Here is a 13,795-nt window from a genome sequence, read left to right as displayed (position 1 = left end):
AGATTTATGACTCAAGCGATACCGAAACTAGTCACATTTGATGAATTTGCCGCGTGGCGACCTGAAAGCGGAAGATATGAATTACATGATGGAGTAATTGTTGAAATGGCACAGCCAACAGGAGACCATGAAGATGTCGTTGGTTTTATCGCCAGAAAAGTCACAATAGAGTTTGACCGATTAAATTTACCTTACATCATCCCCAAAACTGCGCTGATTAAACCACCTCATTCCGAATCTAGTTATTCTCCTGATGTGCTGATATTAAATCGCCCCAATTTAGTAAATGAACCACTATGGCAAAAAGCATCCACTGTATCATATGCAGCATCAATTCCTTTAGTGGTTGAAGTCGTGAGTCAGTGCGTTGCGCGGGTTTCCCGCGTTGAAGCAACTGACGTTAGCGCAGCGTTAGCGAGTCTTCGAGCGTCACCCGTAAGGGTTAGTAGCAACTGGGATGATGATTACTACACAAAACAGGGTAAGTATGAAAGTATTGGCATTCCTGAATACTGGGTTGTAGATTATCTCGGCTTAGGGGCAAAAAAGTTCACAGGCACCCCTAAACAACCTACGATTTCTATTTATCAACTAATTGATGATGAATATCAAGTGACTCGTTTTCGAGGCAGGGAACGCATAATTTCACCTACTTTTCCAGAGTTAAATTTAACCGCAGAACAAATTTTTCATGCTGGAGATATACCTTAATCAAGCAATTTCTACCAACCTAGTTTCGGTAAAAACAGCTTGTAGCGGTTTATCCCAAGGTTGAGTCGGTAATTTTGATAAATAAGCAGAGTCAAAGATGATTCCCACCGTTGGCTTATTTTCCCATTCTGGAGAACTCAACAAGCGGTCATAATATCCCCCACCATAACCTAGACGATATCCTTGTTGGTCACAAGCAACGCTAGGAACGAGAATCAAGTCCACCTCATCAGGATTTATAGTGGGTGCATGAGAATAGGGTTCTTGAATACCATAGGAATTAATTTGTAAAGACTGTCCTGGTTGCCAACTATGCCAGTGTAGAGATTGACCGATGCAGCGAGGAAACCCCCAACGATATTGATGGTTGCACAATAAGGGACTCAGGTCTGGTTCTTGGCGAAAACTGAAATATGCAAGAATTGTTTTGGCTTGAGTGAAGAGAGTAGAAGCTTGTAATAGTGTACAGATGCGATCGCTTTTTTCTCGCCATTCTTTTGCAGACATTGACTGACGAGTTTTCAACAAAGACCGACGCAATTGTATTTTACTTAATTGGTCATTCACGTAAATAGAGGGACTGGGGACTGGGGACACTTCGACAAGCTCAGTGCTTCGCTGGGGACTGGGGACTGGGGACTGGGACTGGGGACTGGGGATTGGGAGTAGGGAAAGTAGGGTAGGGAATTACCCAATGCCCAATGCCCAATGCCCCATGCCCAATGCCCTATGACCTATGCTGCATTTTGACGATACCAATCAATAGTATTCTTCAAACCTTGCCGGAAGTCTATTTGAGCAGTGAAATTAAAAGCCTGTTTAGCTCTTTCTGTATCTAGACAACGCCGGGGTTGACCGTTGGGTTTGTCTGTTTCCCAGATGATTTCACCTGCAAATTCCATCAACTCGCAAATTAAGGTGACTAAATCGCGAATGGAAATTTCCGAACCCGTTCCCAAATTAACTGGTTCAGAGTCGTTATAAAACTGCGTACCCATGACAATACCGCGTGCGGCATCTTCTGAATACAAAAATTCGCGGGTAGGACTACCATCACCCCAAACAGGTAGTTGTTTATCTCCCCTAACTTGCGCTTCGTAAACTTTGCGAATTAAAGCAGGGATCACATGGGAACTACCAGGGTCAAAGTTATCTTCAGGCCCGTATAGATTTACAGGTAGTAAATAAATACCGTTAAAGCCATACTGCTGACGATAAGATTGCAACTGTACTAAAAGTGCTTTTTTTGCCACCCCATAGGGAGCATTGGTTTCTTCTGGATACCCGTTCCACAAGTCTTCTTCTTTAAATGGGACTGGGGTAAATTTCGGGTAAGCACAGATAGTCCCGACACAGATAAATTTTTCCACACCGCCTTGATGAGCAGCATGAATTAACTGTGTCCCCATGATCAAGTTGTCGTAGAATAACTCCGCAGGTTTTTCGCGGTTTAGACCGATACCACCGACATGAGCCGCTAAGTGGATGACGATATCTTGGTGATCTACTGCGCGTTGGCAGTTTTCGAGAACGCGTAAATCTAATTCGCGCGATCGCGGTACAGTAATCTTAGCCAAATCAGCCCCAGATTTGCACAGCTGATCTATCACCTGACGGCCTAAAAACCCTGCTCCACCAGTAACAAGAATCCGTTTATTTTTTAGTTCTAAGGCAGTCATATTTTTATCCTTAGCAAGAATTGATCAAAAGTGGAGTGCGCCTAGTTCTTGACGAACAGTAGCAATATCTTGGGGTAGGTGTGAACCATTACCATTAGGTGAAGTTTGACCGATAGCTTGTAAATCTGCTTCTACCATGAGTGCTACTAACTCTGGAAAGGTTACTGAAGGTTGCCAACCCAATTTTTCCCTTGCTTTAGTGGCATCACCAATCAATAAATCTACTTCTGCCGGACGCAGATAGCGTTCATCAAATTCTACGTAATCTTGCCAATTCAGATTGACATAATTAAAAGCTAGTTCTAAGAATTCCTTCACTGAGTGAGTTTCCCCAGTGGCAATGACATAATCATCTGCTTTTTCTTTTTGTAGCATTAGCCACATAGCCCGGACATAATCTTTAGCATAGCCCCAATCTCTTTTAGCATCTAGATTACCCATGTATAGCTTTTTCTGTTTGCCAGCTACAATCTGTGCAACAGCTCTAGTAATTTTACGAGTTACAAAAGTTTCACCCCGACGTGGTGATTCATGGTTAAATAAAATACCATTGCACGCAAACATTCCATAGGATTCACGATAGTTCACCGTTTGCCAGTGAGCGTAAACTTTAGCACAAGCATAGGGACTACGAGGGTAAAAAGGAGTAGTTTCACTTTGTGGTACTGCTTGTACCAAACCATACATTTCGGAAGAACCCGCTTGATAAAAGCGGACTTCAATTCCTGTACGTCTTTGATAGTCTCGGATGGCTTCTAGTAGTCGCAGTGTTCCCATACCCACAGCATCTACAGTGTATTCGGGTGAATCAAAACTCACCCGCACATGAGACTGCGCGCCCAAGTTATAAATTTCTGTAGGCTGGACTTCTTCTAAAATCCGACGCAGAGTTGTCCCATCCGTCAAATCACCGTAATGCAGAAATAATTTGACACCTTCTTTGTGGGGGTCTTCATAAATGTGATCAATCCGGTCTGTATTAAAAGTAGAAGTCCGGCGAATGATGCCATGTACTTCATAGCCTTGCTCTAGTAAAAACTCACTCAGATATGAACCATCTTGACCAGTAATACCAGTGATTAAGGCAGTTTTGTTTTGCGCCATGCTCTCTTGATTCCTTTTTTACCTGTAACATAATATTCAGGCTAATTTACACAACCTAGCAGCTAATTGCCAAATCGCCTAATGGGAAACCTACTAACTTTCAAAACAGGAGAATTTGAACGTAAATAAATATACTGAAAATTAGCAAATTAGTTATCTAGTGTAACACTGAATCTATTGTGCTTAAAATTTACTACTTAGTATAATTAAAATTGTCAGATTTAAGCTATGCTGCGCCATATTCCTAACTGATTATTGAGTTTTTGAGGCGAGAAAATCCCCTGTAAGCTGTACGGTTACAACTACTCCCAATCGCCAATTAACTTGTTACATTAGTTGACAGGAACACTCTATCACCAGTTAAGTCAGGTAGGACATAGATTTAAGCCTCATTAGTTTGCTAACAACATATCCAAACATTGGTAGTACCGGAGGTACAACGTGAGTAACCCATCTAACCGAGTTTCAGAATTTTTTGATAGCGAATCGGAAACAGGCAATTTACTGTGGCAGTATGTGAAGTCTTTGAACCCAGAAACAGTGAGCCAGCTATCCAAACCCACCTCTCCTGAAGTTTTTCAAGTCATGGAGCGTAATATTATCGGACTGTTGGGAAATCTGCCTTCGGAACACTTTGACGTGACTATTACAACTAGTCGGGAAAACTTGGGACGGTTACTAGCGTCAGCTATGATTAGTGGTTATTTCTTGCGAAATGCCGAACAAAGAATGAGCTTTGAAAAGGTGATGCAAGGTACTGAAAGTAGTCATCACGATGGTGAATAGTGATTTCATCTTGAGTAAATCCTAGTGAAGTTACTCAAAAAATATCGAACAGCAGTTTCATGCGGAATTCTCACAGCCGACCTTCCCAAATTACCAAATGATTACGCAAGCGTTAGCAACTTTGGCAGAGTCAGCAGCGTCTCCAAGGCTAACGCTTCTTGTTCGTCAACAACGACGTAAGTAAAAGTTTAGATAAATTTCCGACAGTTTATATTTTAAAATAAGTAAAAACTCGGTAGATATTCTATAAGTCTGCCGAGTTTTGTTATTTGTCAATAGTTAATAGTCAATCACTAATAATAAAGCAATTTGAACATGATGACGACTCTACCACCACATAAAATTATCGGTGTGGCTGTAATTTGGAATGATCAAGAACAGATTTTAATTGATCGTCGTCGCCAGGAAGGCGCAATGGGGGGTTTATGGGAATTTCCTGGCGGTAAGGTCGAACCTGGTGAAACAGTGGAAGAGTGTATCAAAAGGGAGATTTACGAGGAATTAGGAGTATTAGTAACGGTGGGGGAACATCTGATCACTATTGACCACACCTATACTCATTTACGTGTCACATTGACAGTACATCACTGTCACCTAGTTGCAGGTGTTCCTCAGCCTTTAGAGTGTGATGAAGTGCGCTGGGTGAGTTTAGATGAATTAGAACAATTTGCTTTTCCCCAAGCCAATGGTCAAATTATTGCTGCATTGAAAGGGAGTAGGGAATAGGGATTGGGGACAGATCAATTCAAAATTCAAAATTCAAAATTCAAAATTAAAGATTCTGTTCCCTGTTCCCCGTTCCCTGTTCCCCGTTCCCCGTTCCCTATTGACTATTGACTACAACCGTAACAATGTATTAACTGAGTCGGGTTCAGGCACTGAATTTTTTACAATATTTGCAGAGACCGTGATCGAGGGTGTAAGCAAGTCAATGCCTCAAACTGTTGCCGATATAATGAGTCCTGAGCCAATTGTTGTCCGGCCAGTAACTCCACTTCAAGAAGCAATCCAAATTCTGGCAGAACGACGTATCAGTGGGCTACCTGTTATAGATGATGCTGGTAAGTTGATAGGCATTATCTCAGAGACAGATTTAATGTGGCAAGCAAGTGGTATAACGCCTCCGGCTTATGTCATGTTTCTGGATAGTGTGATCTATTTGAAAAATCCTGCTGCTTATGAACGTGATCTGCATAAAGCTTTAGGACAAACTGTTGGTGAAGTGATGAGTAAAAATCCTGTGACTATTACTGGTGATAAGACTTTACAACAAGCCGCGCAAATTATGCACGATCGCAATGTTCATCGTTTACCAGTCATCGACAACACGGGTAAAGTCATAGGGATTTTGACTCGTGGTGATATTGTTCGTGCTATGGCTGTTAGTTAGTCATTAGTCATCAGTCAAAAGCAAAAATGCTTTATTGATTAGCTTTTTATTGGTATGTTGACTGTTGGCTTTTTTTAAACTTTGACAAATTAAGGTAATTAAATGAGTGTAACTCCTGAGTCTGTAAGACAATTGCTTAATTCTGAGGATTTGGGCGATCGCTTGCGTGCTGTGAATCAAATCCGTGAACTTGAACCGACAAATGCTTTTGAATTAGTGCAAGTTGCTGTAGGTGATAGTAACTCTCGTGTTCGCTATTCAGCAGTCAGTCAATTAGATACTCTTGGTACTCAGGATTTAGATTTATCTTTGGATTTATTGCGTGGTTTATTAAAAGATCCAGAGGCTGATGTGCAAGCCGCCGCCGCCGATTGCTTAGGCGCGCTGAAGTTAGAGTCAGCTTTTGAAGATTTACAGCAGCTTTATCACACAACCCCTGAGTGGCTCGTCCAATTCAGTATTATTGCTACTCTAGGAGAACTCGGTGATCCACGAGGACTAGAACTACTCAAGGAAGCCCTCACTTCTGATGTGGAATTAGTCAAAACTGCGGCGATTAGTTCTTTGGGAGAATTAGGAGATATCCAAGCAGTTCCTTTATTAGCGGCTTATGCAACTGATCCTGATTGGCAAATTCGTTACAGGGTGGTGCAGGCTTTGACGCGCTTGGGAGGTGCAGAATCTCAGTCTATCTTAGCTGGTTTAGTGAATGATGAAGTAGAAGCGATCGCGACTGAAGCCCAAAAATCTGTGCATTTAGCCCAATAACACTTTTAGAACTTACGCAAGATGAAACCGCAAAGCGGATTCTTGCGTAGTTTTCATCCTGTTACACTGTTTTAGTTCTGCTCTGACGACGGCGCATTAACATCAGCCCAGCTACCGCACCTAACCCCATCATTGTGGCAGGTTCAGGTATGGGTACACAGCAAATAGAAGTATGAGCAAGTAGCTTAAAATCAGGACCGTTAAAACTGTCAAAAGCGATTAATTTCAAACCACTGACTAAAGTTCCGCTAGTTAATCCCAAATTAGCAAAGCTCACCCCAAAAGCACCTACATCTTGGGCTTGAGTAATTTCTGTTGTCTTAATCTGGAAACCAGCAAGTTCCCACAATGACTTATCTATAGTAAAAGCGTTGCCAATTAGATTGCCACTTTCATCTAGTGCTTGCAGTTGAATGGAACTATTGAGTCCTCGTTCCCAGAAGAAGAAACTGTCGCTTGCAGTGTTGTCGGAGAGAACTGGGCTATCAAAAAATACATCAAGCTCAAACTCACCATTATCTTCACTATCGATAATGTTGTTTAAGTTTTTATTACCTAAGTATGCTGCAATTTCTGCGGCTGAAGGGTTTTCGTTGGGATTCAAACCTGGAGGGGGAGTAGCTGTATCACCATTGTCTGTACTAACTGTACCTGGAACTCCGCCGGTTGTGATGATGTTAACAGAACTAACTAATTGAAAGTCACTGATCATTCTCCCATCATTCCGAATAATGGAATCGAGAGTGATATCTGCTGTAGGATCAATCACAGGATTGGGGCTAAAGTTAGTGACGAAGGTACCTGCTTTAGCAGAGTTAGACATAGCTACAGATGCACTCAAAGCCAGCACTACAGATGTGAATATATTTTGGGTTTTCATTGATTGTGGCAAAAATGTCGATTTGAGCTATCTAGTCAGAAATGAGTTTATCACCTTAAATTTACTTACGTAACACGTATTTACTGAAAGTCATCTCAAGCAAACATGAGATTAAATGTTTTCTAGCCAATTTTTAGGCTTTAAGAGTTGATTTCTCAGTCATTAGCCATGAAATGACAAAATTCATTGTCAGATATTTTGCTCACAGAATGTTGGTGAATCTTGATAGAATACCTGAAATTTCTGGGAAAACGCCCTAAATACCTCTCATACCAATTTTGGATTTTGGATTAAAAGCCCAGATTTATGGAAACTTCCAGAATCTCTAAACAATACTACCTATCCCAATTTGGTATTAAATCTTTGTCACTAGTGCGACTACTCGTTAGCAAATTCTAGAGGAAACACTTAAGTTTTCTCCTTTCCTATCCCTACACTCCTGTTTTTATCAAAAGTCCTAAATTTATTTTTTGGTATTCCTAAATTGAGAGTTTCTTGTTTCCTTACATAGAGATGAATTAAGGGGATTCAAAGATAGTAATTATCAATGGTTTGTATTGTATATACTCAATAAAACTAAATATTCTCCGTATTACTAACTCAATCAAATAAGATTATTCCTAAGTTTATTGCATATTTATTCTTAGATTAAGTATTTATACTTGAAAGTTTAGATTGCGTGAATTTCCTCTGGTTTTGCCTAATCTTTAAGAAGAAAATTAACGAAAGTTAAACTTTTTTTGTGTTGTAAAAACTAGTTTTTACATAAGTGAAAGGGTGTGATAGTCCACATTTTTTAACTGTGTAAGTAAGGATATTTATGCCTCTTGATAATGCAGGTAATACTTTAAGTAGTGCAAGAAAGATAGTCCTCAACACTAATGTTCAGACTTTTTCAGATTGGGTTGGATCATCAGATATCGACGATTTCTACAGTTTTACTCTGACAGCCCGCAGTAGTATTTATCTTACCCTTGATGGGTTAAGCGCAGATGCGAATGTACGACTAATCAAAGACTCTAATAGTAATGGATTAGTTGAAGATAGTGAAGTAATTGCCGGTTCTTATAAAAGTGGAACTCAAATTGATTTAATTAAACAAACTTTAGATGCAGGCAATTACTTTGCTAAAGTTTACTACAAAAGTGCCGATACTAACTACAATCTCAAATTTTTTCAAAATGTTGCTCCAACTTCATTAGAGTTTAATCTGAATAATACCACCCTCAAACCAACAGATACTCTCAGCCTTAATAGTGCTTGGGTATCGGATCAAAATGGTGTAAGTGATATTTCCAAAATCGATTTTCGCTTACAAAGACCAGATGGAACATGGCTAGATGTGGCTGATGCTAACGTATTTACAGCCGATCCTATTAATGCCAATAAAGGAGGTTTCAGCTACAGTTTATCTCTAGCAAACTTTAATTTTGGCAATGGTAAATATACTCTTCAAGGCATAGCTTATGATCAAAGCGGTGCTAAAAGTAATGTAATCAAGCAGACATTTACAATCACAACGACAACATCAACTTCTACTCCAATATCAACTCCGACATCAACCTCTACATCAACCTCTACATCAACCTCTACATCAACCACAGTTAATGATTGGTTCAGTCAGAATCTGACTGACCAACAAATAATTACCTTGGCACGAAGTTTAGGAACTGACGGTGATTTTAGTCGGCAAGATATGCTGGCTATCTTTAGGAATGCTCAAGATAATTCTGCCATTGATGCCAATGAGGTCAAAGACCTAAAAACATTGGTAGGTGCTACATCTTTTACTATGCAAGATTCTGTGAAATGGCTATCAACACAGGTTGCTAATGGTGCATCGATCAATATGAGTGCTAGTGATTTCGAGTCTAATTTAGTAGGTCGTTGGTTTTTAGGGACAGTAGCACCGACACCCGTATTTAATGGGACAAATCTCACCTATACCGTAGCTACTGGTACTCTTTATGGTAGCTCTGGTGAAGCGCGAATTGGTGATATAGATCAAGGAAAGTTAGGTGATTGCACATTTTTAGCAGCATTAGGTGCAACTTTTGGTCGTCAGTCTAATGATGCTAGTAATGCTTCGAGTTCTGTGATTAAAAGCATGATTACAGATAATGGTGATAATACTTATACTGTGCGTTTCTACTCTGATGGTGAAGCACAATACGTCACTGTTGATCGTCGGATTGCTACGAGTATAGCTTCAAAGAGAAATAACGGTGTGCTGTGGGTGGCTCTAGTTGAAAAAGCTTATGCTCAGTGGATGGAATGGAGCAGAGGAGGACAGCCTGGTTATAATCTCATCGGTAACGGAGGCTCTCTTGATACTCCTCTCAAATACATTACAGGAAACAAAACTACTTATTACGGTATCAGCAAAGTTAGTTTTTCAACTTTGGAAATGGCTTTAGCAAATAGTCAACCTGTGACAGCAGCTAGAGTTGGTAGTGACGGTAAATATATTGTCAGTTATCACGCTTATTCACTTACAAATGTCTACACCAACACTAATGGTGAACAACGTGTAGTAGTGCGAAATCCTTGGGGTGTAGACGGTAGGACTCAAACTGGTACTAACGACGGATTTATCGACTTATCATTTGAGCAATTCATCGAGTCTTTTAATTATGGAATTGCTGTTGCTTAAAGCTTCATGACTAAAAAACAGAAAGCCAAAATAATCAGGCTTTCTGTTTATTAAAAAATCTTATTGAGCGAAAAAAGATGAACTCTGCACTTAACTATGTAGCACCCATTTTTTTGACAAAACAACTATGTACCAAGAAAATCTAAATTAGTATTAGCGATCGCCAACCACAATATTAAACAGCACTTTTCTTGGTTTGACGACGACGGAAGAAAGCAAGTGCAGCTACAGAACCTAAGCCAATCATGGCGGTAGGTTCAGGTACGTCTACCCTTCTGATAACATCAGCAGCAACAAATTTGAAGTCAGGCCCGTTAAAGCTACCTGCAGCTCTCAATCTTAAACCACTTACTAGAGTCCCTGCGGTTAAGTTTAAGTCCTTAAAGCTAACGCCGTAAGAACCTACTCTTTGATCGTCACCAATTTCTGTAGTATCGATGCTATAGCCAGCAGGTGTCCAGAATGGTTTGTCTTTGTCAATTGTGAAGGCACTACCGATTGTGTTTCCACTTGCATCCAGTGCTCGGATTTCAATAGAGCTGTTTAAGCCTCGTTCCCAAAAGAAGAAGCTATCGGTTGAAGCAGTATCAGATACAACTGCGCTACCAAAAAACGTCTTCAGGATAAACGAACCACCATCTTCGGTGTCTACAATGTTGTTTAAGTTTCTATTACCTAAGTATGCAGCTAGTTCTGCACCTGAGGGGGCTTCATTCGGATCAAAACCAGGAGAAGTAGCTGTATCACCCTTATCTGTACTTGCTGGGCCGAGTGCGTTGTTGTTTTGAACGATCTCAACAGAAGAGACGAATTTAAAGTCACTAACTGTTACACCATCATTCCGAATAATGGAATTTAAGGTAATATCTGCTTTGGGGTCAGTAACGGGATTAGGACTAAAGTTAGTTGTAAAGCTAGCAGCTTTAGCACTGCTAGAAACACCTAATACAGCACTGAGAACTAATCCAGTGGATAAGATTATATTTTTAGCTTTCATGTGTTTTCCTGTTATTACGTAGTTATTGGTAAAAATACCAGTGAAATCTGTACTCTCAATACAGAGTCTAGCACCAGAAAATTACTTAAGTAATGGGTTTTTATTGAAAATTACGTAAACCATGCCAGGAATTATGTGATTTTTGCATAAAGACAATATAGAAACCGTGTGTATCAATTCTTATACTGTCACAAGCATCTTTCAAAGATAAATGAATCTACTGTAGGTACGATGATTGGTGTTACGTCGTTCTGTCTTTTTAGCTTGTGATTAACTCGGTAGATTATCACGGTTTAAACCGTCTGGGTATTAGCAACTTCAGGTTATGAGCTACTTTAAATGAAGCGATCGCAGCTACAATTTTGTCCCTAATAATTTTTCTATGGACGAAATAAATATATACTTAGTTCGTCCGATTATTCTCTGTTGAAAGTAACAATCAACCGATGAAATATTACTTTCGGATATGGCATTTACATATTCCGGTATATTGATTTTAGATACATCTTAATTGCCAAACACTTGTGGCCAAGTTGTCCAAATAAAAACTACCACAGATGCGATCGCCAGTAATCCTTGAAGCAAGTTGCCTAAAACTGTACCGACGACAATTCCGATACCAGCCTTAATTGCCACTCCTAACTGCCGACAGTAAATATATTCAGCGATAATCGCACCCAATAAAGGCCCAAAGAAAATCCCCACTATTGGCCCGCCTATTGGTAAAGTCGGTAATAGTCCGAAAAAACCCAATAAAAAGCCGACAAATGCACCAATTTGACCCCATTTGCTAGCACCAGCTTGTTTTGCACCTATGTAACCAGCTAAAAAATCAACCCCAATACTCAAAATTAAAATAATTGCTGTGACAATTAAAGGGGTAGCGATCGCAGCAAAGGATTGTTTCACTATTCCCCAAATAATCACTGCTAATAAAATTAAACTAGTTCCAGGGATGGCAGGTACTACAGCACCAATAATGCCGACAATCATCATGGCAATCAATAGCCAATAAATAACTTCTGTTTGCATATACTTAATAATTCATCGGGGTAGTTTATTAATATTTTAGTCTTAAATTTTGCATATTCTCTTTGTGAGGAGAGGTTATCGAACTTACATTAAAATATTACGTCTTGAACTCATACATTCATTCTGAATATCCATTAAATAATGACTGCCGAAAAATCATCATCAGCAGTCATCATTTAACGAAAAATGAGCTTTGACAATCTGAACTAAATCTGTGACGCAGACTTAAAAATGTTGTTGGTAATACGCCTCTACCGCACCCACAGCTTTAAGTAATGGCGCGTCTAATGTTTCAATCCAATCAGCTACCTCATGGGATAACCCAAGGGTAGAGTTACCTGCTGATGGTTCTAGTTGACCAATCATGACTTTGTTTTTCACAGACTGGAGAACATTAATTACATTATTTAAACGCTGCGATTGTCCAGATTGACTACGCATTTGTTCGGCAATAGCAACTGACTGGTTAATCAGCTTGATAAATTCTTCTGTTTGAGTTTCCATGGATTTTAAGGACAAGTGAACTCTGTGACAGTCATACTTTTACCTTCAGACCACTTGATATTGGGATCTTTGGAATCTTTAACGAAAGTCTGTTGACCACCACCTGGGTAGCACGAGGCGGGTGTTTGAGGGGCAACAATACCTTGATAAACAGTTGTTCCTGCGGGTATTGTCACTTTAAGTCTCATAGTAGCTTGATTTCCCCAAGCTTGATTAAGGGCTAATTTCTTGATCACATCGACGTTGGTTTTGTATTTGTCCGTTGTGAGGTATCTACCATATTTATTGCTGTCGCTACTATAGTAACGATAAAAAGTACGTGGTTGTTTCAATGTGACCGCCTCACATTTAGAATCAAGGAAAGTGACAGCGATCGCGGTTTCTAAAGGACAAGTAGGAGATACGTCTTGAGCAATGACTTGATTCGAGTTACCGATGAGATTGGGGCTAACTACCAGTAAGTTACCGATCACGCCTAAAACTATACCTGTGGATACTGACTTAACCTTCATAAAATCTTTCCCTCACAAGATGTTGTACATTCTCTTGTCAGTATTCCACTATTTTTTGGTGTTGCTTTTGACTTGAAATATTATTTAATAAGCAATATGCTTAATTTTCTGTAAATTCCGTGGAAATACTAAGAAATCTGCTGTTTTACCCAAGCGCGAAAAGCCTTCTTGGCGGCTAGCTGACCTATTTTTTGACTTTCTTGTAGAAATCTCGGAATATCTCTCACCATCACAGGCGCGAAAGTAGGACTCTGTTCTACTTCTGTGTATTGATTTCCCGTCAGGAGATAAATTCGTAATTTAGTACCGTTATATCTCCAAAACTCAGGAATACCCATTGCAGCATAGAGAGATAATTTATCTATTTTGGGTTTGGAGTAATCTACCTCTAATACTAAATCTGGAGGCGGGTCTTGATTTAAATCGATATTTTCTTTTTCTCTGACTAAAAATTCATTTTGAATGTAATAACTGCTATCTGGTTCTGCTCCCTTTTCTAAATCGTCTCGTATCAAGGTGAGTGAACCTGTAGTTTTAACCTCTAAATTAAACTCTTCACAAAGTACAAGAATTAAACCTTCAATCAGACGGTTAGAATTCTCATGTGACATGAGTGGTGTGATGATTTCTACTATGCCATTGTCGTAAGCTAATCTTGAGTTACGTTCATTACCCATGTCTGTCAGCATCGCTTTGAACGTTTGCCAGCTAATATTTTTGAGCAAAGTTCTTGTTTGTGCAGGTGATGCTGTTGTCATATATATAATCCCTTGAGAATA

At 39.7% G+C, this 13,795-nt stretch carries 15 protein-coding genes; 6 read left to right on the top strand and 9 right to left on the bottom strand.

The features are described from left to right. Nucleotides 1–6 precede the first annotated feature (6 nt). Complete coding sequence (locus ACQFX9_RS09825) at nt 7–711, top strand: Uma2 family endonuclease (RefSeq protein ID WP_427161839.1); 705 nt, start codon at nt 7–9, stop codon at nt 709–711. On the opposite strand, the gene ACQFX9_RS09820 is transcribed toward ACQFX9_RS09825, so the two are convergent. The 3 genes from ACQFX9_RS09820 to gmd form a co-directional block, all read right to left on the bottom strand. After that, entirely contained in the window at nt 712–1,218 is a 507-nt protein-coding gene (locus ACQFX9_RS09820) for a 5-formyltetrahydrofolate cyclo-ligase (protein ID WP_427162847.1), read from the bottom strand. A gap of 227 nt (nt 1,219–1,445) precedes the next feature. Next, nucleotides 1,446–2,390: a GDP-L-fucose synthase family protein gene (locus ACQFX9_RS09815; protein WP_427161838.1), complete on the bottom strand. Its 945-nt coding sequence runs from the start codon at nt 2,388–2,390 to the stop codon at nt 1,446–1,448. 24 nt (nt 2,391–2,414) lie between these two features. Beyond that, nucleotides 2,415–3,494, bottom strand: a complete 1,080-nt coding sequence (gene gmd, locus ACQFX9_RS09810) for a GDP-mannose 4,6-dehydratase (RefSeq protein ID WP_427161837.1) — start codon at nt 3,492–3,494, stop codon at nt 2,415–2,417. Between the two features lie 441 nt (nt 3,495–3,935). Between gmd and ACQFX9_RS09805 the strand changes: the two genes are divergently transcribed. The 4 genes from ACQFX9_RS09805 (at nt 3,936) to nblB (ending at nt 6,438) form a co-directional block, all read left to right on the top strand. Beyond that, nucleotides 3,936–4,280, top strand: coding sequence for a DUF760 domain-containing protein (locus ACQFX9_RS09805; protein ID WP_236142908.1), 345 nt, complete (start codon nt 3,936–3,938; stop codon nt 4,278–4,280). 315 nt (nt 4,281–4,595) lie between these two features. Beyond that, nucleotides 4,596–5,006: an 8-oxo-dGTP diphosphatase MutT gene (gene mutT / locus ACQFX9_RS09800; protein WP_236142907.1), complete on the top strand. Its 411-nt coding sequence runs from the start codon at nt 4,596–4,598 to the stop codon at nt 5,004–5,006. Between the two features lie 205 nt (nt 5,007–5,211). Next, nucleotides 5,212–5,670 (top strand): CBS domain-containing protein, encoded by a 459-nt coding sequence (locus tag ACQFX9_RS09795; protein WP_427161836.1) that lies wholly within the window; start codon nt 5,212–5,214, stop codon nt 5,668–5,670. Nucleotides 5,671–5,772: 102 nt separating this feature from the next. Continuing rightward, nucleotides 5,773–6,438 (top strand): phycobilisome degradation protein NblB, encoded by a 666-nt coding sequence (nblB, locus tag ACQFX9_RS09790; protein ID WP_427161835.1) that lies wholly within the window; start codon nt 5,773–5,775, stop codon nt 6,436–6,438. A 61-nt stretch (nt 6,439–6,499) separates the two neighbouring features. Here nblB and ACQFX9_RS09785 read toward each other — a convergent pair whose 3' ends face one another. Next, nucleotides 6,500–7,318 carry an exosortase-dependent surface protein XDP2 gene (locus ACQFX9_RS09785; RefSeq protein WP_427161834.1) on the bottom strand — a complete coding sequence of 273 codons (819 nt, stop codon included), beginning with the start codon at nt 7,316–7,318 and terminating at the stop codon, nt 6,500–6,502. Nucleotides 7,319–8,138: 820 nt separating this feature from the next. On the opposite strand from ACQFX9_RS09785, the gene ACQFX9_RS09780 reads away from it, so the two are divergent. Beyond that, nucleotides 8,139–9,971 carry a C2 family cysteine protease gene (locus tag ACQFX9_RS09780; RefSeq protein ID WP_427161833.1) on the top strand — a complete coding sequence of 611 codons (1,833 nt, stop codon included), beginning with the start codon at nt 8,139–8,141 and terminating at the stop codon, nt 9,969–9,971. A gap of 175 nt (nt 9,972–10,146) precedes the next feature. On the opposite strand, the gene ACQFX9_RS09775 is transcribed toward ACQFX9_RS09780, so the two are convergent. From ACQFX9_RS09775 to ACQFX9_RS09755, 5 genes are all read right to left on the bottom strand, one after another. Continuing rightward, nucleotides 10,147–10,968: an exosortase-dependent surface protein XDP2 gene (locus ACQFX9_RS09775; RefSeq protein ID WP_427161832.1), complete on the bottom strand. Its 822-nt coding sequence runs from the start codon at nt 10,966–10,968 to the stop codon at nt 10,147–10,149. A 507-nt stretch (nt 10,969–11,475) separates the two neighbouring features. Further along, nucleotides 11,476–12,000: a DUF456 domain-containing protein gene (locus tag ACQFX9_RS09770; RefSeq protein WP_427161831.1), complete on the bottom strand. Its 525-nt coding sequence runs from the start codon at nt 11,998–12,000 to the stop codon at nt 11,476–11,478. A gap of 225 nt (nt 12,001–12,225) precedes the next feature. Next, the gene (locus ACQFX9_RS09765) at nt 12,226–12,504 is read right to left on the bottom strand and encodes a hypothetical protein (RefSeq protein ID WP_236142902.1); all 279 of its coding nucleotides are present in this window, start codon (nt 12,502–12,504) and stop codon (nt 12,226–12,228) included. A 5-nt stretch (nt 12,505–12,509) separates the two neighbouring features. Next, entirely contained in the window at nt 12,510–13,016 is a 507-nt protein-coding gene (locus ACQFX9_RS09760) for a hypothetical protein (RefSeq protein ID WP_427161830.1), read from the bottom strand. 128 nt (nt 13,017–13,144) lie between these two features. Beyond that, nucleotides 13,145–13,774: a Uma2 family endonuclease gene (locus ACQFX9_RS09755; RefSeq protein ID WP_427161829.1), complete on the bottom strand. Its 630-nt coding sequence runs from the start codon at nt 13,772–13,774 to the stop codon at nt 13,145–13,147. Between the last annotated feature and the right edge of the window lie 21 nt (nt 13,775–13,795).

The sequence above is a fragment of the Aliinostoc sp. HNIBRCY26 genome (assembly GCF_050235535.1).
Lineage (GTDB): Bacteria > Cyanobacteriota > Cyanobacteriia > Cyanobacteriales > Nostocaceae > Trichormus.
The sequence above is the reverse complement of the archived record's forward strand: the minus strand, read 5'-3'. Positions and strand labels throughout refer to the sequence as shown.